Below are 20,724 nucleotides of genomic sequence, written 5' to 3'. Positions count from 1 at the left end.
CTTTGGCCTTAGGTTATTAGGGTTTTTGGTGAAGCTTTTTTCAAAAAGCTTCGAAGAATGCCGCCTTTTTGAAAAAAAGGCGGCATCCAAAGACTTTTTATTCTTTCAATAGGTTCAGCTTTTGGCAGGCTCGCCCGGTAGTGGCGCGAAGCCAAGCCCGGTAATCAGGTCGCGCACGGCGCTGGCGGCATCGCTTACGGCCTGCGTGTCCGTGCCCTTGCACAGCAGGCACACGCCGCGCTGGCTCTCATCAAGCCGGTAGGGGTAGGAACCAATATCAATGGCGGGGTAGCGCTCCTGTATCGCCTCGAGCGGGGCGGCGAGCGTGCCTTCATACAGGCCATTGGCATGCCAGGCCTGTGAGGTAACGGGCGTGCCGTGGGGCAGGGTGGGCAGCACTTCCTCGAACATCGCGCGCATGATGCGCGGCACGCCCGCCATGACGTGCACGTTGCCCATGGTGAAGCCGGGCGCCACCGAAACCGCATTGCGAATGGGCGTTGCCCCCTGTGGCATGGTGGCCATGCGCTGGCGGGCGGCATTGAACTCACCGGGCGCGAAATGGGCTTCGAGCAGGCTGAAGGTTTCGGAGTGGTGCACCCACGGCACGCCAAACGATTCCGCAACGCAGGCGGAGGTGATGTCATCATGCGTCGGCCCGATGCCGCCGGTGGTGAACACATTGTCATATGCCGCCCGCGCCTCGGTCACGTTACGGACAATGACGGCGCGGATATCGGGAATGATCCGCACCTCGCTGAGCGTGATGCCCGTTTCCGACAGGCGGCGGGCAATATACTGCACGTTTACATCCTGTGTCCGGCCGGACAGGATTTCGTTGCCAATGACCAGCAGGCAGGCGGTGGGGTTCATGATCGGCATTCCACTAGGTTGCGGGCAGGGGCATTCTGGCCCCACCCTGTAACGACCGCCAGCTTACCCCAAAGGAGAACGCATGAACACGCCAGCGATGCCGCACCCCAGCTGCGTATGGGATATCAAAGCGCAACTTGGCGAGGGGCCAGTGTGGTCCACGCGCGAGCAGGTGCTTTATTTTGTCGATATCGTGGGTCAGACCATCCACCGTCTTGATCCGGCCAGCGGGGCAAGGACTTCGTGGCAGGCACCGGCACGACCCGGCTTTGTCGTGCCGGCCAGCGATGGCACGCTCGTCTGCGGGCTGAAGGATGGCCTGTACCGGCTTGATCCGCGCACCGGCGCGTTTGATCGCATGCTGGCAGTCGAGCCCGAGCATCCGGGCAACCGCATCAATGACGGCTGTGTCGATTCAAAAGGCCGGTTGTGGTTCGGCACCATGGATGATGGTGAAGGCACGCCCTCCGGTGCACTGTATTCCGTAACCCGGCAGGCGCACGGGTTCAACATCCTGCGGCATGACGAAGGATACGTCGTGACCAATGGCCCCGGCATTTCGCCTGATGGCACACGGCTCTACCACAACCATTCGCCCGCGGGCCTGATTTACGTGTTTGACCTTGCTGCTGATGGCAGCCTGTCGAACCGGCGGATCTTTGCCCGCGTGAAAGATGGCTACCCCGATGGCGTGGTGGTGGACAGCATGGGCACGCTGTGGGTAGGCGTGTGGAATGGCGGCCGCATCGAGCGCTTCCACCCTGACGGCACGCGGCTTGAGCCCATAGCCATGCCCGCGCTCAACGTGACCAAGGTGGCTTTTGGCGGGGCGGACCTGCGCACGCTGTACGTGACCACGGCGCGCAAGAACACGCCTGATGACATGCTGGCCCGCTATCCGCAGGCAGGCAGCCTGTTCAGCCTGCGCGTGGATGTGCCGGGGCAGGAACCACACGCCTTCCCCGCTTCCTGATCCCCTGCGCGCTTTATTTTTCGTCGAAAACGGGCACGAAGTCCGGGTCGGACCAGACGAACTTCACCTGTCCGGGTTTCAGCGTTACCGCGATGGTGTCGCGGGGCAGCAGCATGGGCAGGAAAGCGTTCAGGGACGGGGCTACGGGCGTCAGGGCTTCCATGCCCATCATCTCATGGTCGTAAAACCATACGCCCGGCGTGCCGTCCTTGCGCATCATGAAACAGTTTGAACTCTCGCCCTCGGCAAACGGGAAAAAAAGAGCCGATACCACATCATCGTCAAGGCTATCCATCCGTCCGGCTATGTTGGCGATGTCAAGAAACTGGTCTATGCCGCAGGAATTATCGGGTGCGACCGTGCAGACATTATAGTCCGGCCGGGCACCGTTATGGCGGGCGATAAATTCCCTGTAGGCAGGATCAAAGGAGGTGCCGATCCGTTTCTCCACCGCTGCGATGTCCTCCTGCGTTGGTATGCGGGAGGGCGGCCGAGATCGATCATGTTCTTACAGCAGATCCTGCAGCAGCGGGATCAGCGGGCGATCGGCATCGGGCATGGGGTAGTCGCGCAGTTTCTCGGCGGGCACCCATTCCAGCTTTTGTCCCTCGCGCGGGGTCGGCGTGTTTTTCCACCGGTGGCAGACATACACGGGCATGAGCAGATGGAAATGCCCGTAATCGTGTGAGATGAAGGTAAAGGGCGCCAGACACGAGCGCGCCACGTCCAGCCCCAGTTCCTCATCAAGCTCGCGGATCAGGGCGGCCTCGGGGGTTTCGCCCGCTTCCACCTTGCCACCGGGGAACTCCCATAGCCCGGCCATGGACTTGCCCTCGGGCCTGCGGGCCAGCAGCACGCGGGCATCCGAATCCACCAGCGCCACGGCGGCCACCAGCACGATCCGGCGCGTATCGCCCGCTTCGGTCTCTTCCATCATCTCCTCGCCCGACAGGTCGGCATGCCGCGCCTCGAACAGGCGCACCGGGTATTCCCCCCCGCGTGAGACGAATTCCTGCGTGCCCGTGCCGTTTTCCCGAAAGCCGATGCGTTTCAGCACCGCGATCGAGGCGTGGTTGTCGTGTGCGGCCGATGCGGTGAGCCGGTCCACCGGCAGGTTGGCCAGCGCCCAGCGCGCGAGCCGGCCCGCCGTGGTGCTGGCCACCTTGCGGTTCCAGTGCGCGCGGCCCACCCAGTAGCCCAGCGAGCATGAGCGGTCGGCTGCGTTGATGCGCAGCCCGATGCAGCCGATCAGCGCATCGGGCTGTTCGGACTGCGGGCAGGTGATGGCGAAGTGATAGGCCTCGCCATGCTGCGACTGTTCGATGGTGGAGGCGATCCAGTCCTCGGTCATGGCCAGCGAATAGGGGAAGGGAACGCGGCTGAGCATCCGCACCACGCTCCAGTCATTAATCAGCCTGTGCATCGTGCCCGCATCAGATGTGCGGACTTCACGCAGGCGATATTCGCCGGCCTCAAGTAAGGTGGCCGAACCATGTCCCCCCTGATCCATCATGCCGATGCCGCACCCCGTGCAACCGGTGCGGGTGTATCATCCTGCGCGGGCAGGCCGCATTCAACGAGCAGCGAGCGCAGGTTGTTGATGACCGGGAAGATTTCCTGGTTGCGGTCGCCCCCCTGCTCGTACCAGGCATTCTGCTCGAGTTCCACGATCTCGCGGTCCTCGCGGAAGATCCGCTCGGTGAACGCGGTCAGGAACGGCCAGGCCAGGTCCAGCACGCCGGGAATGCCGGGCCGCTTGATGGAGAGCAGGCCAAACACGCGGTTGGTCAGCTCCGCTTCATCCTGCGGCACGTAGGCAATCCACAGATCCATGACCGGCGGGCTGTCGCCTGTCTGGATATGGAGGGTCTGGTAGGGGTACGTGGTGCGGATGGTCATGACATCGCGATGGGCGAATTTCTCGCTGTTGTCGCGCTTCTGGCCAAAGATCAGCGCCTCGCCAATCGGCTGCTTGCCGCTTGTGCGCGCAAAGCTGTAGCGCGCCTCCACCAGGCCGGGGCCACGTTCCTGGCCGAGGAAGCGCGGCTTCATCTGGCCCATCTGCTTCATGTGCATGAACTGATGGTTCATATCCATCAGGTTCTCGTGCATGAAGCTGTAGTGGCAATGCACCAGCTGGCCAAAGCGGCGGGTCTTGTAGGCCGGGTTCGCCACCTCCGCCAGGCGCGGGAAGGGCGTTATCTCCGCCTTGGCCGGATCACCGGGAAAAACGAAGATCAGCCCATCAACCTCGCGCACGGGGTAGGTGCGCACGCCGTTGGGCAGCTTGCCCTTGCCCAGATAGGGCACGTCGATGCACCGGCCCGAGCGGCCATAGGCCCAGCCGTGATAGCAGCACTGCACGGAGTCGCCCTTGACCGTGCCCTTGCTCAGGGGCACCTGCCGGTGGGCGCAGCGGTCTTCCAGCGCGAAGATGCTGCCGCCCTCACGCGGGCGGACGAGGGCAATGGGCTGGCCCGCATAGCGGGTGCCAATGGTTTTGCCGGGTTTCAGTTCCCGCGACCATGCAACGGGATACCAGAAATCGGGATTGGCACGGATTCGGCGCAGATCCCGCCCGCTGGCCGGGGCGGAGGACTGCATGCTGTCAGGCGGTAACGACTGATCCATTGTCTCTCTTGACTGTTAACAGGGCATGGCAGCCGGATGTGCCATGGCAGGACGTCGGGTACAACATATATTGCGACGCATTCCGAACGTTATCCTGCCGCCATGGCGATATTAAGGATGTTTTTTACGGACAGGGCAAATGGTTCAGTGCCGTCATATTTTGTAACGCAGTCGGCGCATCCTTTTTGCATCGGGCTTCATGCTGGCCTGTGGTGGCCCATCGGGTGGGATGGAACACGCCCAGCATGCCAGCAGCCGCACGGATCAATCCTTGTGATGGATCATGGCCGGGCAGAAAGTTCCGCGCTCAGATCCTCGATGAACTGGAAGGCCACGCGCCCCGAGCGCCCGCCACGCGACAGCGACCACGCATTGGCGCGGCGCACGAGGTCCGCATCGCCAATCGGCAGGCTGCGCTCTTTGGCATAGGCACGGACCATGTCCATGAAGGTATCCTGCGCGCAGTTGTGAAAGCCGATCCATAGCCCGAAACGGTCGGAAAGCGAGACCTTTTCCTCCGTTGCCTCGGATGTGTTGATGGCGGTGGAGCTTTCGTTCTCGATCATCTCGCGCGGCATGAGGTGGCGGCGGTTCGACGTGGCATAGAACAGCACGTTGTGCGGTCGCCCCGCAATGCCGCCATCGAGCACGGATTTCAGGGCCTTGTAGTCCGCATCCTCGCGCTCGAATGACAGGTCATCGCAGAACACGATGAACCGGCGCGGGCTTTCACGCAGCAGGGCGAGCAGGTCGGGCAGGGTGGAAAGGTCCTCGCGCTGGATCTCGACAAGCACCAGCCGCCCCTTGCCGGGTGCGGCGGGCCTGTCACCTTCAAGGTTGGCCTGGGCATGGGCGGCCTTGACGAGCGAGGACTTGCCCATGCCACGCGCGCCCCACAGCATGGCGTTGTTGGCGGGCAGGCCGTGCGCGAAATGCAGCGTGTTGTCGAGCAGCATCTGGCGCTGGCGGTCGATGCCCTGCAAAAGCCCCATCTCCACATGCGCCACGTGGGCCACGGGGGTGAGGCGGCCAAGGCCCGGGTGCCAGATGAAGGCATCCGCCTGCTCCAGCCCGGCAAGCGACGGGGCGGGGGGCGAGAGGCGCTCGAGGGCCGCGGCAATGCGTTCGAGAACGGGGAGGGTGGTCTGGTCCATCGTCGATCCTGATTCGGGCATGACAGGGCGGTGGCGCATGCCACCGGGCGATCCGGAGCGCGTTGGCTGACACGGGCCAGGCGAACGCCTTGACGGGAAACAGGCGAAAACTATGGTCCGCATGTCAAACCTGCAACCCGTTCAACCCTTCATTCTGCCGGAAAGATTGCAATGGCCTCTATTTTCAATGACTTACTGACCACGCCCGCCCATGCACAGGCTGCTGGCGGCGGCCTGCTGAGTGGAGATGGCATCATGGCGGTTCTGCCCTATGTAGCCATGTTCGGCATTTTCTATTTCCTGCTCATCCGCCCCCAGCAGGTCAAGCAGAAGCAGCTGCGCAGCCAGCTTTCCGCGCTGCGCCGGGGTGACCGCGTGCTGACGGCGGGCGGCATCATCGGCGTGGTGCAGAAGGTCTCGGCGGAGTCGAACGAGGTCGAGGTCGAGATCGCGCAGGGCGTGCGCGTGAGCGTGCTGCGCGATACCATCAGCTCGGTCATTACCAGTGCCGCGACCCCCGCCAATGACAGCACGCCCGAAAAGGCAGCCAAAAAGGGCTGATCGCGCGCCACGCGTGCATGTTCGCCCCGCATTGGGGCGAACTTCCTCCCGGCTGCATCGTTGCTGCTGTCAACAGCAGGAGCAGGCAGGATGCAAAGGCAGCCCGGTATCGCGCAGACAGGCCAACCTGCAGTTCCCCATCATCCTCCGGCCATACGGGGCCGTGCCGGGCTGATCGGGGGGCTGGCAGCACTTTCGGGCATACTGTTCGGGCTGGATACGGGGGTCATGTCCGGCGCGCTCGACCTGATCGCGCAGGAATTCATCCTGTCCGACCTGCAGCGCGAATCGATCGTGGCCATCATGCTGCTCGGCGCGGCCCTTGGCGTGCTCGCCGCCGCATGGCTTTCACACACATGGGGGCGCAAGCGCACGCTGGTGCTCACGGCGGGGCTGTTCGTGATCGGCCCGCTGATGTGCGCCGAGGCCTCATCGTTCGGCATGCTGCTGTTCGCCCGCCTGCTGCTGGGCGTGGCCACGGGCGCCACCACGTTCACCACCCCGCTCTATATTGCCGAAATTGCCGATTCCGGCCGCCGGGGCGCGATGATCCTGGGCTATCAGCTCATGATCTCGTGCGGGTTGCTGGCGGCGTTCGTGTCTGACGGACTGTTCTCCTATTTTGGCGTGTGGCGGTGGATGCTGGGCATCGTGGGGTTTCCGGGCCTTGTGTTCATGATGGGGGTCATGTTCCTGCCGCCCAGCCCGCGCTGGCTGCTTGCCCAGGGGCGCGAGCGTGACGCGCGGCGCGTGCTGATCGAACTGCGTGGCCTGCCCCGGCTGGTCATGGCCGAGCGCAACGCCATCATGGCCCGGCTGGCGGCGCGCAAGGACGGGATCGGCAATTTCATGAACGACCCCAACTGCCGCCGCGCCATGTGGCTGGCGGTGGGCCTGCAGGTGGCGCAGCAGTTCTCGGGCATCAATGCGGTGCTGTACTACGCGCCCTACATCATCGGGCTGGTCGGCTACAGCCATTACATGCAGGTATGGGGGCCGGTGGGGGTGGGGGTCATCAACCTGCTTTCCACCTGTGTCGCCACGTTCTGGGTGGACCGGATCGGGCGCAGGCCCATGCTGATTGGCGGATTCGCGGTCATGGCGCTGGCCATGGCGGGGCAGGCCATGATCCTGGCGGGGGGTGTGCCGCCCATGCCGGGGCTGCGGCTGCTCATGGGGGTGTGCATGCTGGTGTTTGTCGCGGCTTTCGCATTTTCGGCCGGGCCGCTGGCGTGGCTGCTCTGCGCCGAGATCCTGCCGCTGCGCGGGCGCGAGTTCGGCATGGCATGCTCCACCTGCGCCAACTGGATCGCCAACATGGTGGTCAGCGCCACGTTCCTGACCGGGCTTGAAGTGCTGGGCGCAGGAAGGGTGCTGTGGGTCTATGCGGCGCTTAACGCGACGTTCATGCTCATGGTGGCGCTGCGCGTGCCCGAGACGCGGGGCATGACGCTGGAGCAGATCGAGGCGGAACTCATGCGCGGCACGAAGCTGCGCGCCCTGGGCTGCAACGCCTCGCCTGAAAAGCGACAGACGTAAAAAAAACCCGGCGTGAAGCCGGGTTTTCCGTAGCCATAACCGCAGGATGCGCGATCAGGCGGACTGGAGCTGCGCCTCGGCAAACTCGTAGTTGGCGAGCTGGTCGAGGTAGTTGACGATGTAGTCGGGGCGACGGTTGCGGAAGTCGAGGTAGTAGGAGTGCTCCCACACATCGAGGCCGAGCAGCACCTTGCCCTGGCCTTCTGCCAGCGGGTTGGAGCCGTTGGCGGTCTTGGTCACCTTCAGCTTGCCGTCGGAACCCAGAACCAGCCATGCCCAGCCCGAGCCGAACTGCGAGGCGGCGGCAGCCTTGAAGTCGGCCTTGAATTTTTCGACGCTACCCAGATCCTCAACAATCTTCTTGCTCAGGGAATCGGGGATCACGCCGCCCTTGGGCGCCAGGTTCTGCCAGAACAGGATGTGGTTCCAGTGCTGTCCCGCATTGTTGAACACGGGGGCGAGGTCGGGCTTGCCCTTGACCATGAGGATGATTTCCTCAAGCGACTTGCCCTGCAGTTCCGGCTTGGATTCGACAAACCCGTTCAGCGCCGTCACATAGGCCTGATGGTGCTTGTCGTGATGGAGTTCCAGCGTTTCCTGGCACATGCCACGGTTGGCAAGGGCATTGTAGGCGAAGGGAAGGGACGGCAATTCGAAAGCCATGAACATTCTCCTGGGAATTGCAAGGGGCGGCACGCGACCGCCATACCAAGATTGCTATGGGGGCGCGCCCGGTGCGTCAAGTGACGGACATATGAACACGCGCCTCCCATGCCTTCGGAACCAAACGCCATGACCGGCCCGATGGATGCATCCCGCACCGCGCACGATGGCGTGTCCATGCTGCACGCCGCCCGCGCGGCTGATCCGGACCGCTTCTTCTGCGCGCTGTTCCTGCCTGCCGCGGCAAGGGCCAATGCCATGGTGCTGATCGCCTTCAACCATGAATGCGTGCGCGCCGTGGCCACCCCGGCCTCGTGGTCGGTGGCGGGGCCGATGGCGGGGCTGATCCGCCTGCAATGGTGGCGCGACGTGGTGGAAAGCGGCAACGCCCAGCGCCACGAGACCGCCCGCGCCCTGCTTGGCCTGCTGGCCGCAGGGCGGGTGCGGCGCGACACGATCGAGGCCATCATCACGGCCCGCGAAAATGAACTCGATGGCCTGCCTGACCGCGAACGCTGGCGGGCGGAAATGCTGGCGGGCGCGGGTGGCGTGCAGGTGGCCATGGCCATGGCGGCAGGGGTTGAGGCTGGCCCGGTGCTGGAGCGGGTGCGCCTGTATGGCGGGGTGTACGGGGTGGGCGCACTGGTGCGCTACCTGCCTGCCGTGCTGGCCACAGGCCGCTGCCCGCTGCCTGATGACATGCTGGCTGACGTGGGTCTTACGCGCGACGGGCTGCGTACCGGGCAGGCCAGTCCCGGCCAGATCGAGGCCCTGCGCATGGAACTGCGCCAGCAGGGACGGGACTGGCTGGCGCAGGCGCGTGCGGGCGCACGCCTGCCGCGCCCGGCCCTTGCGGCAAGCCTGCCCGCAGCACTCGGCCTGCGCGATATGAAGGCCCGCGCAACACCCGCCGCCAGCCCCCCGCCGCGTGGCGTGGGTGACAGGCTGGCGGTCATGGCCGCGATGGTGCGCGGGCGGATCTAGGCGGGGTTCAGGGCGTGTTGGCCACCATGGCTTCCATCACGGCGAACAGGGCGGAATAATCCTCGTTGGGGTGGCGCCGCCGGGTGAGCGACAGGCTCTGGGTGGCGGCGGCCATGGCGGGCAGCGGGGCCATCTGCCGGGCGCCATCGGTCAGCAGCAGGCGCATGTCCTTCTGCATGAGGCGGGTAGGGAACTGCGGGCTGAAATCCCCCGCCTTCGCGGCCTTGAGCTTGCGCTTGTGGTGCGGTGAGATGACGGGCACCGCATCGAGCGCGTCATACAGCATATCGCGCTCCAGCCCCGCCGCCAGCCCATAGGTCACGCCTTCGGCCACCACGGCCAGCGTGGCCCCCATGATGCCGTTGATGACGAGTTTCAGCTTCGAGCCGCTGCCTGCGGGGCCTGCGTGGATGGTCAGGCGGCCAATGGCGTCAAACACCGGCTGGGCGCGGCTGATCTCTTCTGCCGTGCCGCCCGCGAGCACGACCAGATTGCCGGATTCCGCCTCTGGCGTGCTGCCGGCCACGGGCGCGTCGATCACGGTCAGCCCCAGCGCCTTGCCCTGCGCGGCAAGGGCCACGGAGGTCTCCGGGGCGACAGTGCTGGTATTGATGAGCAGGCCGCCGGGCTTCATGCCTGCCAGCACGCCATCCGCGCCCTGCAGCGAGGCTTCGAGCGCCTCGTCATCGGGCACGCACACGATCACGATATCCGCCTCCTGCGCCAGCGCGCGCGGTGTGGGCACGAAGCGCGTGCTGCCATCGCCCCCTTTGCCCGAAGGGGTATAGGCCACGAGCCGGTAGCCCGCCCTGGCCAGGTTGGCCCCCATGCGCGACGCCATGGCGCCAAAGCCTACAAAACCGATAAGGGAAGCGGTGGACATGGATACTCTCCTTGGTCATGGCGGACGCCGTTCAGGCCCGCGTCCGTATTGCGCCCAGCATGCATGAGGGGTGCATGGCCTGTCACGGGGGGGCATTGGCCGTGCTGTTGCGCGGGTGAAGCAGGCCATCGGGCGGCTCACTGGCGGCTCACTGGCCTGAACGGCGGTGGCCGTGGCGGCGTGCCCGCAAACCGGGATGGCCAGTGGTCACATCTGTGTCATGCGGCGCGGGGGCTGGTTGCGCCCTCGCATAAAGATGATGGCAGGCGGATACGGGGGGCTGTGGCATCAGGGGAGCAGGCCCTGCCCGCAACCCGAAAGAAGGCATGATGCGTAGCCTGCGTTTTTTTGATGATCTGGCCCTTACCCTGTCCGGCCATGCCCCCATGCGGCTGGGCGTGGTCTATCCATGCAGCCTGCCAGCCCTCGAGGCCGTGGCCGAGGTGGCGCGTAACAAGCTGGCCCAGCCGGTGCTGATCGGCCCCGAGGCGCAGATCCGTCAGCTGGCCACCACGTCGGGCGTGTCGCTTGCGGGCTGCGCCTTCATCGACCTGCCCACGGCGGAGGAAGCCGCCCGGCAGGGCGTGCGCATGGCGCGTGATGGCGCGGTGGCGGCCTTGATGAAGGGCTCGCTGCATTCGCGCATTTTCCTGCATGAACTTGGCCACCATGAGGGCGGGCTGCGCACGGCCCGGCGCATGAGCCATGTCTATGTGCTCGATGCCCCGCAGGCTCCGCGCGTGCTGCTGGTGAGCGATGGCGCGGTCAATATCGCGCCCGATCTCGAATCCCGGCGCGATATCGTGCAGAACAGCATCGACCTCGCCCATATGCTGGGCCTGCCACAGCCAAAGGTGGCGCTGCTCTCGGCGGTGGAGATGGTCAACCCCGCGCTCCCCTCCACGCTTGATGCGGCGGTGCTGTGCAAGATGGCCGAACGTGGGCAGATCACGGGGGCCGTGGTGGATGGGCCACTCGCCCTCGATAACGCCGTCAGCCCCGAAGCCGCGCGCTGCAAGGGCGTTGTCTCGCCCGTGGCGGGGCTGGCGGATATTCTGGTGGTGCCCGATCTTGAGGCGGGCAACATCCTGGCCAAGCAGATGACCTTCATCGGGCAGGCGCGCGCGGCGGGCATTGTCATGGGCATGCGCGTGCCGGTCATCCTGACCAGCCGGGCCGACCCGGTGGCGGTGCGCGTGCTGTCATGCATGGTGGCGGCGGTGATGATCCGCCGCGGCTATGGCGGGACTCCGGCCACATGCATGGATCAGTGCGGATGACGGCGCGCCGCGATGCGTGTAGGGAAGGCTGGCGCCTGCGCGCGGGCCGGTTTTTTCACCCGCGCGGGGGCGAACGGGCGGGGGCCATTGGGGCGGGAATATGGCGTCCTCGCGTAGAGATGATGCAGCGCCCCGGCGCACATGGTGGCAAGGAAAGGGCTGACAGTCCGGTTGCCCATTGTGCATGGGGCCGGCGCGCCGGGTGCCACCGGCGCCAACATGAATGTAATCAGGCCGGGTGTCCCGCGCCGCCGGGCGGGCTGCCCGGTCCAGCCGATGAACAGTCACGCAGCGGGTTTCCGATGCCGATCCGGAGAATGCCATGACCTCGAATCCCTCATCCGCCTCCACTTACGATGTGGTCCTGATTGGTGGTGGAATCATGAGTGCAACGCTCGGCGCCCTGCTGCGCCAGCTTGAGCCCGGCCTGTCCATCGCCCTGTTCGGGCGGCTTGATGATGTGGCGCTGGAAAGCTCGAATGGCTGGAACAACGCGGGCACCGGCCATTCCGCCCTGTGCGAGCTGAATTACACCCCCCTGCGCCCCGATGGCACGGTGGATATCTCCAAGGCCGTGAACGTGAACGAAGCCTTTCAGGTTTCACGCCAGTTCTGGTCCTACCTTGTCGAGACCGGGCAGATCGCCTCCCCGCGTGACTTCCTCAACCCCATTCCGCACATGAGCTTTGTGTGGGGGGCGGAGAATGTCGATTTCCTGCGCCGCCGTTACGCCGCCCTGCAGCAGCACCCGCTGTTCGAGGGCATGTCGTTCAGCACCGATGAAGGCCAGATGCGCCAGTGGATGCCGCTGGTCATGCAGGACCGTGCCCCCGGCCAGCCCCTGGCCGCGACATGGCACCCGGCGGGCACGGACGTGAATTTCGGCGCGCTGACCCACCGCCTGATCGACCTGCTGGCCAGCAAGCCCGGCTTTGACCTCAACCTCGCCCATGAGGTCGAGGACCTGACGCCCACGGCCGACGGGCAGTGGGACATCGCGGTCCGCGCCATGCATGGCGGGGGCGAGCGCAAGGTGCGCGCCAAATTCGTGTTTGTTGGCGCAGGCGGCGGCGCGCTGCACCTGCTCCAGAAAAGTGGCATCCCCGAAGCCCGTGGCATTGGCGGCTTTCCCGTCAGCGGGCAGTTCCTGCGCTGCACCAACCCCGATGTGGTGCGCCAGCATCACGCCAAGGTGTATGGCAAGGCCTCGGTCGGCGCGCCGCCCATGTCGGTGCCGCATCTCGACACCCGCGTGATCGATGGCAGGCAGGGGCTGCTGTTTGGCCCCTATGCCGGGTTCTCGACCAAGTTCCTCAAACAGGGGTCCTGGCTGGACCTGCCGCGCTCCATCCGCATGGACAATATCGGGGCGATGATGGCGGTCGCGCGCGACAACATGCCGCTGACCAAATACCTGATCCAGCAGGTCATGCAGTCCAACGAGGACCGGCTCAAGGCGCTGCGCGACTTCGTGCCCACCGCCCGCAAGGAGGACTGGGAACTGATTACCGCAGGCCAGCGCGTGCAGGTGATCAAGAAAGACGCGAAAAAAGGCGGCGTATTGCAGTTCGGCACGGAGGTCGTGACCGGCGGCGGCGGGTCCATCGCGGGGCTGCTCGGCGCGTCGCCCGGTGCCTCCACCGCGGCTCCCATCATGCTTACGGTGCTACAGCGCTGTTTTGCCGACCGCCTGCCGCAGTGGGAGGCGCGCCTGCGTGAGATGGTGCCCTCTTACGGCACGAAGCTCGGGCAGGATGCGGCCTTGTGCGCGCAGGTGCGCGAGCGCACCCGTAATGCCCTGCAGCTTGAGGGCTGAGAGCGTATCGCGCCTTTCAAAACCCATTTGTGTAAAAACCCGCCCGGACCAAGGTCCGGGCGGGTTTTTTGTATCAGTCGCCGTCCTGCTCGCTCATCTGGTCCGCCGGGTGGCGCACCGGCGGGGGCGCGTTGTGGCGGGGCGGGCGGTTTTCAAGGTGGCGGCGCATGAAGTGGGTGGCGATGTCGGCCAGCTCGACGAACTGGTCGGCCTGGCGGCGCAGTTCATCGCCAATCAGCGGCGGCGTGGTCTTGATCGAGCCGACCACGGTGGTGCGCACGCCCTGGCGCTGCACGGATTCGAGCAGGCGGCGGAAATCGGAATCACCGCTGAAGAGCACGGCATGGTCGATGCGCGGCGCCATTTCCATCATGTCCACTGCGAGTTCCACATCCATGTTGCCCCGCACGCGGCGGCGGCCGTTATGGTCGATGAACTCGCGCGCGTTCTTGGTCACGAGGGAATAGCCGTTATAGACGAGCCAGTCTGTCAATGGCTTGAGGGGAGAGTATTCCTCGGTATCAAGCACGGCGGAATAATAATAGGCCCGCAATACGTTGGACTTCGAGCGGAAGAATTGCAGCAGCTTGCGGTAATCAACCTCGAAACCAAGGTTACGTGATGCGGAATACAGGCTGGTGCCATCAATAAAAAGGCAGAGCCGTTCCTCGGGTTGAAAAAACATTTGTGTTCAGTCCCTGAAACAAGAAAGTGAATATGTTGCGATCGTGTTAAATTTCGACTGGCATGTATTTTATTATGATGGGGAAGTTGTGTTACAACAATCTGTCCAGTTATATAGAAGTGGATATCCTTACATAAGTTCCCTGACGACCGGATTACTAACCGAGCGCAGGCTACCGGACCATAGTTTCCAGATGAAAATGCCGCAATCCATCTCCTGCATCCCAGACACCTTTATTGCGGTCGGCGCCAATCTGCCACGGGAAAGTGGTGAAACTGCGGCCATGACCTGCCTGTGGGCGGTGGGTGAACTGGCCCGTATCCCCGGCCTTTCGGTGGTCGGTGTCTCGGCATGGTACGAGAGCGCGCCGGTGCCCCCTTCGGGCCAGCCCCCTTATGTGAACGGAGTCGTGCGCATGGCGGGCGATGTGGACCCGGCCTGGCTGCTGGAGCGGCTGCACGCCATCGAGGCTGCTGCCGGGCGCAGGCGCACGGTGGTCAACGCTCCCCGCCCGCTTGATCTCGACATCATCTCCATGGGTGCGCTGGTGCGTAAGGCGCCCGATCCCATCCTGCCCCACCCGCGCGCAACGCAGCGCGCTTTCGTGCTGCTGCCGCTGCGCGATGTCATGCCTGACTGGCGCGACCCGGTGACAGGGCAGGGGATCGACGCCTTCCTGCCCGGTGTCGCGGGGCAGGCCATCGCGCGCATGGCGGAGCCGGAAGGGGTGGGAGGCCCCGCATAAGGCTTGCATCACGACAGGCAGGGGCGTAATAAGGTAAATTCTTATCAACACACCTATTTAACAACCGGAGTTCAGGCCTGATGGCACGCGTCACTGTCGAGGACTGCGTTGAGCGGGTTCCCAATCGTTTTGAACTGGTGCTGCTGGCAGCCCAGCGCGCCCGCGCCCTGTCGCGCGGTGAGGAAATGACGATTGACCGCGATAACGACAAGAACCCCGTTGTCGCCCTGCGCGAGATCGCGGACCAGACCATTAACCTCGAGCAGATCCGCAGCGATCTCGTGCGCTCGCTTGCCCGTGCGCCCGAGCCGGAGCCTGCCGATGAGGAAGTGGTCGACCTGATCCCGACCGAGCAGAACATCTTCGGCCTGCAGGATGTCTCGGCCGAGGAAGAGGCCCGCCATTCCACGGGCGGCATGTCGGCTGAAGAACTCGAGGCATCGGTTGAGTCGGCCCTGAGCGGACGGGGCCGTTAATCTCTGACGAAAGGGTGGAAGGTGACTGACCCGACCGGATCGGAAACCACATCTTCCTCCCTCCCCGTGCCTGTCACGGGTGGCGTGGCCGCGCCTGCGGCCACCCTTCCCGCCCGGCATGAGGGCGGGGAGCGCGCCCTCTCGTGCGAGGGGCTGATCCGGCGCATCCAGGCATATGATCCCACTGCCGATGCGGATTTGATCCGCCGGGCCTTTGCCGTGGCCCAGGTCGCCCATGAGGGCCAGGCCCGCGATAACGGCGACCCCTACATTACCCACCCGCTGGCCGTGGCCAATATTCTGGCTGGCTTCCACCTCGATACCGCCTCGATCGTGACAGCTCTCCTGCATGATACGGTGGAAGATACCGGGGTGACGCAGCAGCAGCTGCGTGCGCAGTTTGGCGATACGGTTGCCGAACTTGTTGATGGCGTAACCAAGCTCACCCGGCTCGAACTCCAGTCCGATCGCACCAAGCAGGCGGAGAATTTCCGCAAGCTCGTGCTGGCCATGTCGCGCGACATCCGCGTGCTGCTCGTCAAGCTGGCCGACCGGCTGCACAACATGCGTACGCTGCATTACGTGCAGCGCATTGACCGCAGGCAGCGCATCGCGCGCGAGACGATGGAGATCTATGCCCCCCTTGCCGGCCGTATCGGCATGGACAAGGTCAAGGTCGAGCTTCAGAACCTGTCATTCGCCGCCCTCGAGCCCGAGGCGATGGCCACCATCCGCGCCCGGCTGAACTACCTGCGCGGGCAGGGGGCCGATGTCATCGAGGAGATCCGCCGCGAACTTCAGGCTTTGTGCATTGATGCCGGGCTGGAGGGCGTGGAGGTGACGGGGCGCGAAAAGACGCCCTATTCCATCTGGGAAAAGATGCAGCGGCGCAATGTCGCCTTCGAGCAGCTTTCCGACATCATGGCCTTCCGCATCATCGTGCCCTCGCGTGAGGCCTGCTATATCGCGCTTGGTGCGGTGCATGCCGCCTATCCGGTCATTGCCGGGCGGTTCAAGGACTATATTTCCACCCCCAAGGCCAACGGCTACCAGAGCCTGCACACCGGGGTGACGCTTCGCCACCCGCGCAACCAGAAGATCGAGGTGCAGATCCGCACGGCGGAAATGCATGACGTGGCCGAGAACGGCGTGGCCTCGCACTGGCTGTACAAGCAGTTGCCCGATGCGGCGGCGCAGGGCAAGACCAAGGGCGTGGTCTCGGGCCTGCGCTGGGTGCAGGACCTGCTCGACATCCTTGAGGATTCTTCTGCCCCGGACGAGTTCCTCGAGAACACCAAGCTCGAACTCTATCAGGACCAGGTCTTCTGCTTCACGCCCAAGGGACAGCTGATCTCGCTGCCGCGCGGGGCAACGCCGGTTGATTTCGCCTATGCCGTGCACAGCCAGGTGGGCGATACCTGCGTGGGGGCGCGCATCAATGGCCGCCTGATGCCGTTGCGCCACGAGTTGCAGAATGGCGATCAGGTCGAGATCATGACCGCGCGCGGCGGCACGCCCTCGCCCTCGTGGGAGCGGTTTGTCGCCACCGGCAAGGCGCGCGCGCGCATCCGCCGCCATGTCGCGCTCCAGCAGCGCGAGCCCCATCTGGAAAGCGGCCGTGTGGCGCTGGCCAAGGCCTTCCGGCAGGAAGGGGTGGATGGCTCGGAAAAGGTGCTCGACAGCCTGCTCAAGGACCTGCGACTGCAAAGCGTGGCCGATCTGTACGTGGCCGTGGGTAATGGCAACCAGTCCGCGCGCGAGGTGGTGCAGCTTGCCTACCCCGAACTGCGCCGCGCGCCCCGCGCGCCGCGCATGGTGCCCGGCCTGTCCATGCGGGCCCCCGCGGGGGGCGCGCTGGGTGGCGGTCTTCCCGGGCGGCGCAGGCCGGCGGCTGGCGGCATGGCGCTTGCGGGCGTGGGTGCGGGCATGGCGGTGCATTTTGCCGGGTGCTGCCACCCGCTGCCGGGTGACCGGATCGTGGGCATCGTCTCCACCGGCAAGGGCATTACGGTGCATACGCTGGGCTGCCAGACGCTGGAAACCTTCGCCGCCACCCCCGAGCGGTTCATGGACCTCGACTGGGATTACGACCTGATCGCGCGCAACGCCACCGGCCACCATACCGGGCGGCTGAGCGTGGTCACGGCCAACGAGCCCGCCATGCTGGCCACGCTGACCAATATCGCCGCCAAGCATGAAGGTGTGATGATGAACCTGCGCATCGTCAACCGTCAGCTTGAATTCATGGAGATCCTTGCCGATATCGAGGTGCGTGACCTGCGGCACCTGACCGCCATCATGGTGGCGCTGCGTGCCGCCAAGGGCGTGGTGCAGGTTGAACGGGCAAGGGGTTAGTCAGGCAATGCTGATCGGCATCGGCTCGGATCTGTGCGATGCGCGGCGGATCGAGACGGTTCTCGCCCGGCACGGTGCGCGCTTCATCACCCGGGTGTTTACGGAGCGCGAGCAGCAGGCGGCCGCGCGCAGGCAGGGCAATGCGCGCCTGGGCACCTACGCCAAGCGCTGGGCGGCGAAGGAGGCCTGCGCCAAGGCGCTGGGCACCGGCTTTGCCCGTGGTGTGTTCCATAGCGATCTTGGCGTGGAGAACCTGCCCGGTGGTCAGCCGGTCATGCGGCTTTCGGGCGGGGCGCGCGCACGGCTTGAGGCCCTGCTGCCCGCAGGCCACGAAGCGCGGATATTCCTGACCATGACCGATGAGCACCCCTATGCCTTTGCCCAGGTCATGATCGTGGCGGAGAAGGCGGCCACGGCCTGATGCCCGCACGCTGCCCTTGGGCAATGCTTGACAGGCAGGGCGTGCGTGGGCTTGATCCGCACGTTATTCGTCCGGCGCAGCCTGTCCGGTCGATGCCAGAGCCGGATTGAAGATACAGACATGCCAATGGACGATAACAAGACAATTCTCTCGCAGGCCGAGACCGAACGCCGCCCCGGCGGGCTGATGGAACTCGTGCGCACCGTGGTCATAGCGGGCGTGCTGGCGCTGACCGTGCGCACGGTGCTGTTCGAGCCGTTCAACATTCCGTCCGGCTCCATGATCCCGACGCTGCAGGTGGGTGATTACGTGTGGGTGGCCAAATACAGCTATGGTTACTCGCATTTCGCGCTGCCGGGCGCGCCCAACCTGTTCGAGGGGCGCATCTTTGGCAGCATGCCCCATCGGGGTGACGTGGCGGTGTTCCGCTTCACCAAGGATACCTCGATCGACTACATCAAGCGCATCGTTGGCCTGCCGGGTGATACGGTGCAGATGCGCGAGGGCAGGCTCTACCTCAATGGCACCGAGGTGCCCCGCGAGGCTGAAGGCGATTATGCCGCCATCGACGAGCACCGCACCCGCATGGAAGGCGACCGCTACCGCGAGATCCTGCCCGGCAGCGGCGGCCGTGGCCCCGTGGCGCATGATATCCTGAAGCTGACCGATGAGGGCGGCAAGAACGACACGCCGGAATATGTCGTGCCGCCGGGCTACTTCTTCGCCATGGGCGACAACCGCGATGACAGCGCCGACAGCCGCTTCATGGGCGATGAACCGCAGGATCTCGGTTTCGTGCCGATGGAAAACCTGGTGGGGCAGGCGAAGTGGATCTTCATGTCCGTCGATAACGCGCATCCGTTCTGGCAGGTGTGGTACTGGCCCACCGAGATCCGCTGGGGCCGCCTGTTCATGGGGGTGCACTGATCATGGAGGCCGAGCGCGTTCCCGCGGCCGAGATCAGGCGGCTGGAGGCGTGCCTGGACTATCACTTCACCCGCCCCGAGCTGCTGCTGCGCGCGCTGACGCACCGCTCGGCGGCGCATGAGCGCAGCGGCAACCGCCGCACGCGCCTCAGCGTGGCCAGGCGCGGGGCGGGATCGAACGAGCGCCTTGAGTTCATAGGCGACCGGGTGCTCGGGCTGGTCATGGCCGAATGGCTGCTCGAGCGCTTTCCCGATGAACAGGAAGGCGCGCTTGGCCCGCGGCATGCCCATCTGGTCTCGCGCACGGTGCTGGCGCAGGTGGCTCATGAAATGAAGCTGCAGTCGGCGCTGGACGTGGCCGAGCATGAAGCGCGCGCGGGCGTGCGGCAGATGGCCACCGTGCTGGCCGACGCGGTCGAGGCGCTGCTCGGCGCGCTCTATCTTGATGGCGGGCTCGACCCGGCCCGCGCTTTCGTGCGGCGCATGTGGCGCGACGCCATCGTAGCCCAGGCCCGCCCGCCCAAGGACCCCAAGACGGCGCTGCAGGAATGGGTGCTCGGACGCGGGCTGCCACTGCCGCAATACCGTGTCGTTTCATCGGACGGCCCATCGCACGCGCCGCGCTTTGTCATTGCGGTTGATGCGCAGGGCAAGACCGGCCAGGGCATTGCAGGCAGCAAGCGCGCGGCTGAAAGCGATGCCGCATCGGACCTGCTGCGCCAGCTGGGCGTGGACAGCCAGGCCGCCATCACCACGAACCGTAAAGGGCAGGGACAATGACCGGCCAGAATACTGATCATACGACACGCTGCGGTTTCGTGGCCATTGTGGGCGCGCCCAATGCGGGCAAGTCCACGCTGCTCAACCGCATGGCGGGCACCAAGCTGTCCATCGTCAGCCCCAAGGCGCAGACCACGCGCTTTCGGGTGCTGGGCATTCTCATGCGCGGCACGACCCAGATGCTGCTCGTCGATACGCCGGGCATCTTCCAGCCCAGGCGCAAGCTCGACCGCGCCATGGTCGCCGCCGCCTGGACCGGCTCGGAAGATGCCGACATCACGCTGCTCATCGTCGATGCCCGCGCGGGCATGACCGATGCGCTGCGTGCGATCGCCACCCGCCTGGCCGAACAGAAGCGCAGGCTGTGGCTGGTGCTCAACAAGACCGACCTCGTGAAGCGCGATGCGCTTTTGCCGCTCACGGCGGAGCTTTCGTCCATCCTGCCGGTCGAGCATGTGTTCATGGTCAGCGCGCGCTCGGGCGAGGGGGTGGACGACCTGCTCGACCGCCTGGCCGCCGAACTGCCCAAAGGCCCCTATCTCTACCCCGAAGATGACCTGACCGACCTGCCCGACCGCCTGCTGGCCGCCGAGATGGTGCGTGAGCAGGTCTTTTTGCAGACCCACCAGGAAGTGCCCTATGCCGCTACGGCGGAGACGGAAAGCTTCCAGGAGCGCCCTGATGGCTCGGTGCGCATCGAGGTGACGATCTATGTCACGCGCGCCTCGCACAAGGCGATCCTGATCGGTGAGCACGGCAGCCGGATTCGCGCCATTGGCGAGAAGGCGCGGCGCGAACTTGGCCGCCTTCTGGGGCGTACGTGCCACCTTTTCCTCAATGTGAAGGAACGCGCGGGATGGGACGAGGAGCGCGCCCGCCTGCGGGCCATCGGCCTGGATGACATTTCCTGAATCCTTAAAAGAGCGGCATCATCGGCTTGTGGGGGGGGGCATCCGTCTATATGACAGGGCATGGCCGG

General features: G+C 65.1%; 21 protein-coding genes. 13 read left to right on the top strand and 8 right to left on the bottom strand.

Annotation, left to right across the window (positions count from 1 at the left end):
• Window positions 1-114 precede the first annotated feature (114 nt).
• The gene (locus CDI09_RS02360) at window positions 115-873 is read right to left on the bottom strand and encodes a competence/damage-inducible protein A (RefSeq protein ID WP_078528053.1); all 759 of its coding nucleotides are present in this window, start codon (window positions 871-873) and stop codon (window positions 115-117) included.
• A gap of 82 nt (window positions 874-955) precedes the next feature.
• Between CDI09_RS02360 and CDI09_RS02355 the strand changes: the two genes are divergently transcribed.
• On the top strand, window positions 956-1,846 hold the full coding sequence (locus CDI09_RS02355) for an SMP-30/gluconolactonase/LRE family protein (protein WP_236944490.1): 891 nt from the start codon (window positions 956-958) through the stop codon (window positions 1,844-1,846).
• A 13-nt stretch (window positions 1,847-1,859) separates the two neighbouring features.
• Here CDI09_RS02355 and CDI09_RS02350 read toward each other — a convergent pair whose 3' ends face one another.
• The 4 genes from CDI09_RS02350 to CDI09_RS02335 form a co-directional block, all read right to left on the bottom strand.
• Window positions 1,860-2,324: an SMI1/KNR4 family protein gene (locus CDI09_RS02350; RefSeq protein ID WP_078526585.1), complete on the bottom strand. Its 465-nt coding sequence runs from the start codon at window positions 2,322-2,324 to the stop codon at window positions 1,860-1,862.
• A 30-nt stretch (window positions 2,325-2,354) separates the two neighbouring features.
• Window positions 2,355-3,359, bottom strand: coding sequence for an 8-oxo-dGTP diphosphatase MutT (gene mutT / locus CDI09_RS02345; protein WP_078526587.1), 1,005 nt, complete (start codon window positions 3,357-3,359; stop codon window positions 2,355-2,357).
• The gene (locus tag CDI09_RS02340) at window positions 3,356-4,477 is read right to left on the bottom strand and encodes a Rieske 2Fe-2S domain-containing protein (protein ID WP_408884482.1); all 1,122 of its coding nucleotides are present in this window, start codon (window positions 4,475-4,477) and stop codon (window positions 3,356-3,358) included. The genes mutT and CDI09_RS02340 overlap by 4 nt, the downstream gene beginning before the upstream one ends.
• 281 nt (window positions 4,478-4,758) lie before the next feature.
• Complete coding sequence (locus CDI09_RS02335) at window positions 4,759-5,631, bottom strand: ATP-binding protein (protein WP_078526591.1); 873 nt, start codon at window positions 5,629-5,631, stop codon at window positions 4,759-4,761.
• Window positions 5,632-5,802: 171 nt separating this feature from the next.
• On the opposite strand from CDI09_RS02335, the gene yajC reads away from it, so the two are divergent.
• Together yajC and CDI09_RS02325 are read left to right on the top strand one after the other, a co-directional pair.
• Window positions 5,803-6,192, top strand: a complete 390-nt coding sequence (gene yajC / locus CDI09_RS02330; protein WP_078526593.1) for a preprotein translocase subunit YajC — start codon at window positions 5,803-5,805, stop codon at window positions 6,190-6,192.
• A gap of 90 nt (window positions 6,193-6,282) precedes the next feature.
• Window positions 6,283-7,731, top strand: a complete 1,449-nt coding sequence (locus tag CDI09_RS02325; RefSeq protein WP_078526595.1) for a sugar porter family MFS transporter — start codon at window positions 6,283-6,285, stop codon at window positions 7,729-7,731.
• A gap of 54 nt (window positions 7,732-7,785) precedes the next feature.
• On the opposite strand, the gene CDI09_RS02320 is transcribed toward CDI09_RS02325, so the two are convergent.
• Window positions 7,786-8,394 (bottom strand): superoxide dismutase, encoded by a 609-nt coding sequence (locus CDI09_RS02320; protein WP_078528056.1) that lies wholly within the window; start codon window positions 8,392-8,394, stop codon window positions 7,786-7,788.
• 129 nt (window positions 8,395-8,523) lie between these two features.
• Here CDI09_RS02320 and CDI09_RS02315 point away from each other — a divergent pair, with 129 nt between their 5' ends.
• Window positions 8,524-9,378 carry a squalene/phytoene synthase family protein gene (locus tag CDI09_RS02315; RefSeq protein WP_078528058.1) on the top strand — a complete coding sequence of 285 codons (855 nt, stop codon included), beginning with the start codon at window positions 8,524-8,526 and terminating at the stop codon, window positions 9,376-9,378.
• A gap of 7 nt (window positions 9,379-9,385) precedes the next feature.
• On the opposite strand, the gene CDI09_RS02310 is transcribed toward CDI09_RS02315, so the two are convergent.
• Window positions 9,386-10,261, bottom strand: coding sequence for an NAD(P)-dependent oxidoreductase (locus tag CDI09_RS02310; protein WP_078526597.1), 876 nt, complete (start codon window positions 10,259-10,261; stop codon window positions 9,386-9,388).
• A 326-nt stretch (window positions 10,262-10,587) separates the two neighbouring features.
• On the opposite strand from CDI09_RS02310, the gene CDI09_RS02305 reads away from it, so the two are divergent.
• Both CDI09_RS02305 and CDI09_RS02295 read left to right on the top strand, forming a co-directional pair.
• Complete coding sequence (locus tag CDI09_RS02305) at window positions 10,588-11,541, top strand: bifunctional enoyl-CoA hydratase/phosphate acetyltransferase (RefSeq protein WP_078526599.1); 954 nt, start codon at window positions 10,588-10,590, stop codon at window positions 11,539-11,541.
• Between the two features lie 322 nt (window positions 11,542-11,863).
• The gene (locus CDI09_RS02295) at window positions 11,864-13,357 is read left to right on the top strand and encodes a malate:quinone oxidoreductase (RefSeq protein ID WP_078526603.1); all 1,494 of its coding nucleotides are present in this window, start codon (window positions 11,864-11,866) and stop codon (window positions 13,355-13,357) included.
• Between the two features lie 73 nt (window positions 13,358-13,430).
• Here the strand turns inward: CDI09_RS02295 and CDI09_RS02290 are convergent, their stop codons facing one another.
• Window positions 13,431-14,042, bottom strand: coding sequence for a LabA-like NYN domain-containing protein (locus CDI09_RS02290; protein ID WP_061271569.1), 612 nt, complete (start codon window positions 14,040-14,042; stop codon window positions 13,431-13,433).
• A gap of 193 nt (window positions 14,043-14,235) precedes the next feature.
• Between CDI09_RS02290 and folK the strand changes: the two genes are divergently transcribed.
• The 7 genes from folK to era all read left to right on the top strand — a co-directional run bounded on the left by folK (window position 14,236) and on the right by era (window position 20,656).
• Window positions 14,236-14,787 carry a 2-amino-4-hydroxy-6-hydroxymethyldihydropteridine diphosphokinase gene (gene folK, locus CDI09_RS02285; protein WP_408884481.1) on the top strand — a complete coding sequence of 184 codons (552 nt, stop codon included), beginning with the start codon at window positions 14,236-14,238 and terminating at the stop codon, window positions 14,785-14,787.
• Window positions 14,788-14,867: 80 nt separating this feature from the next.
• Entirely contained in the window at window positions 14,868-15,263 is a 396-nt protein-coding gene (rpoZ, locus tag CDI09_RS02280; protein WP_078526605.1) for a DNA-directed RNA polymerase subunit omega, read from the top strand.
• An 84-nt stretch (window positions 15,264-15,347) separates the two neighbouring features.
• Window positions 15,348-17,618: a RelA/SpoT family protein gene (locus tag CDI09_RS02275; RefSeq protein WP_078528061.1), complete on the top strand. Its 2,271-nt coding sequence runs from the start codon at window positions 15,348-15,350 to the stop codon at window positions 17,616-17,618.
• A 7-nt stretch (window positions 17,619-17,625) separates the two neighbouring features.
• The gene (gene acpS / locus CDI09_RS02270) at window positions 17,626-18,039 is read left to right on the top strand and encodes a holo-ACP synthase (RefSeq protein ID WP_078526607.1); all 414 of its coding nucleotides are present in this window, start codon (window positions 17,626-17,628) and stop codon (window positions 18,037-18,039) included.
• 126 nt (window positions 18,040-18,165) lie between these two features.
• On the top strand, window positions 18,166-18,966 hold the full coding sequence (gene lepB, locus CDI09_RS02265) for a signal peptidase I (protein ID WP_078526609.1): 801 nt from the start codon (window positions 18,166-18,168) through the stop codon (window positions 18,964-18,966).
• 2 nt (window positions 18,967-18,968) lie between these two features.
• A complete protein-coding gene (rnc, locus tag CDI09_RS02260; RefSeq protein WP_078526611.1) occupies window positions 18,969-19,745 on the top strand; it encodes a ribonuclease III in 777 nt (258 codons plus the stop codon).
• Window positions 19,742-20,656, top strand: a complete 915-nt coding sequence (gene era, locus CDI09_RS02255; RefSeq protein WP_078526613.1) for a GTPase Era — start codon at window positions 19,742-19,744, stop codon at window positions 20,654-20,656. Before rnc ends, era begins: the two co-directional genes overlap by 4 nt.
• The last annotated feature ends 68 nt before the right edge of the window (window positions 20,657-20,724 follow it).

Source organism: Komagataeibacter nataicola, assembly GCF_003207795.1.
Lineage (GTDB): Bacteria > Pseudomonadota > Alphaproteobacteria > Acetobacterales > Acetobacteraceae > Komagataeibacter > Komagataeibacter nataicola.
Note: the sequence above shows the minus strand (reverse complement) of the source record. Positions and strands in the feature narration are given on the sequence as shown.

Excerpts from the sequence above, each read along its gene's own strand:
- CDI09_RS02360 (WP_078528053.1), bottom strand. The coding sequence starts at position 873 with ATGAACCCCACCGCCTGCCTGCTGGTCATTGGCAACGAAATCCTGTCC.
- CDI09_RS02355 (WP_236944490.1), top strand. The coding sequence starts at position 956 with ATGAACACGCCAGCGATGCCGCACCCCAGCTGCGTATGGGATATCAAA.
- mutT (WP_078526587.1), bottom strand. The coding sequence starts at position 3,359 with ATGATGGATCAGGGGGGACATGGTTCGGCCACCTTACTTGAGGCCGGC.
- CDI09_RS02340 (WP_408884482.1), bottom strand. The coding sequence starts at position 4,477 with ATGGATCAGTCGTTACCGCCTGACAGCATGCAGTCCTCCGCCCCGGCC.
- CDI09_RS02335 (WP_078526591.1), bottom strand. The coding sequence starts at position 5,631 with ATGGACCAGACCACCCTCCCCGTTCTCGAACGCATTGCCGCGGCCCTC.
- yajC (WP_078526593.1), top strand. The coding sequence starts at position 5,803 with ATGGCCTCTATTTTCAATGACTTACTGACCACGCCCGCCCATGCACAG.
- CDI09_RS02325 (WP_078526595.1), top strand. The coding sequence starts at position 6,283 with ATGCAAAGGCAGCCCGGTATCGCGCAGACAGGCCAACCTGCAGTTCCC.
- CDI09_RS02320 (WP_078528056.1), bottom strand. The coding sequence starts at position 8,394 with ATGGCTTTCGAATTGCCGTCCCTTCCCTTCGCCTACAATGCCCTTGCC.
- CDI09_RS02315 (WP_078528058.1), top strand. The coding sequence starts at position 8,524 with ATGACCGGCCCGATGGATGCATCCCGCACCGCGCACGATGGCGTGTCC.
- CDI09_RS02310 (WP_078526597.1), bottom strand. The coding sequence starts at position 10,261 with ATGTCCACCGCTTCCCTTATCGGTTTTGTAGGCTTTGGCGCCATGGCG.
- CDI09_RS02305 (WP_078526599.1), top strand. The coding sequence starts at position 10,588 with ATGATGCGTAGCCTGCGTTTTTTTGATGATCTGGCCCTTACCCTGTCC.
- CDI09_RS02295 (WP_078526603.1), top strand. The coding sequence starts at position 11,864 with ATGACCTCGAATCCCTCATCCGCCTCCACTTACGATGTGGTCCTGATT.
- CDI09_RS02290 (WP_061271569.1), bottom strand. The coding sequence starts at position 14,042 with ATGTTTTTTCAACCCGAGGAACGGCTCTGCCTTTTTATTGATGGCACC.
- folK (WP_408884481.1), top strand. The coding sequence starts at position 14,236 with ATGAAAATGCCGCAATCCATCTCCTGCATCCCAGACACCTTTATTGCG.
- rpoZ (WP_078526605.1), top strand. The coding sequence starts at position 14,868 with ATGGCACGCGTCACTGTCGAGGACTGCGTTGAGCGGGTTCCCAATCGT.
- acpS (WP_078526607.1), top strand. The coding sequence starts at position 17,626 with ATGCTGATCGGCATCGGCTCGGATCTGTGCGATGCGCGGCGGATCGAG.
- lepB (WP_078526609.1), top strand. The coding sequence starts at position 18,166 with ATGGACGATAACAAGACAATTCTCTCGCAGGCCGAGACCGAACGCCGC.
- rnc (WP_078526611.1), top strand. The coding sequence starts at position 18,969 with ATGGAGGCCGAGCGCGTTCCCGCGGCCGAGATCAGGCGGCTGGAGGCG.
- era (WP_078526613.1), top strand. The coding sequence starts at position 19,742 with ATGACCGGCCAGAATACTGATCATACGACACGCTGCGGTTTCGTGGCC.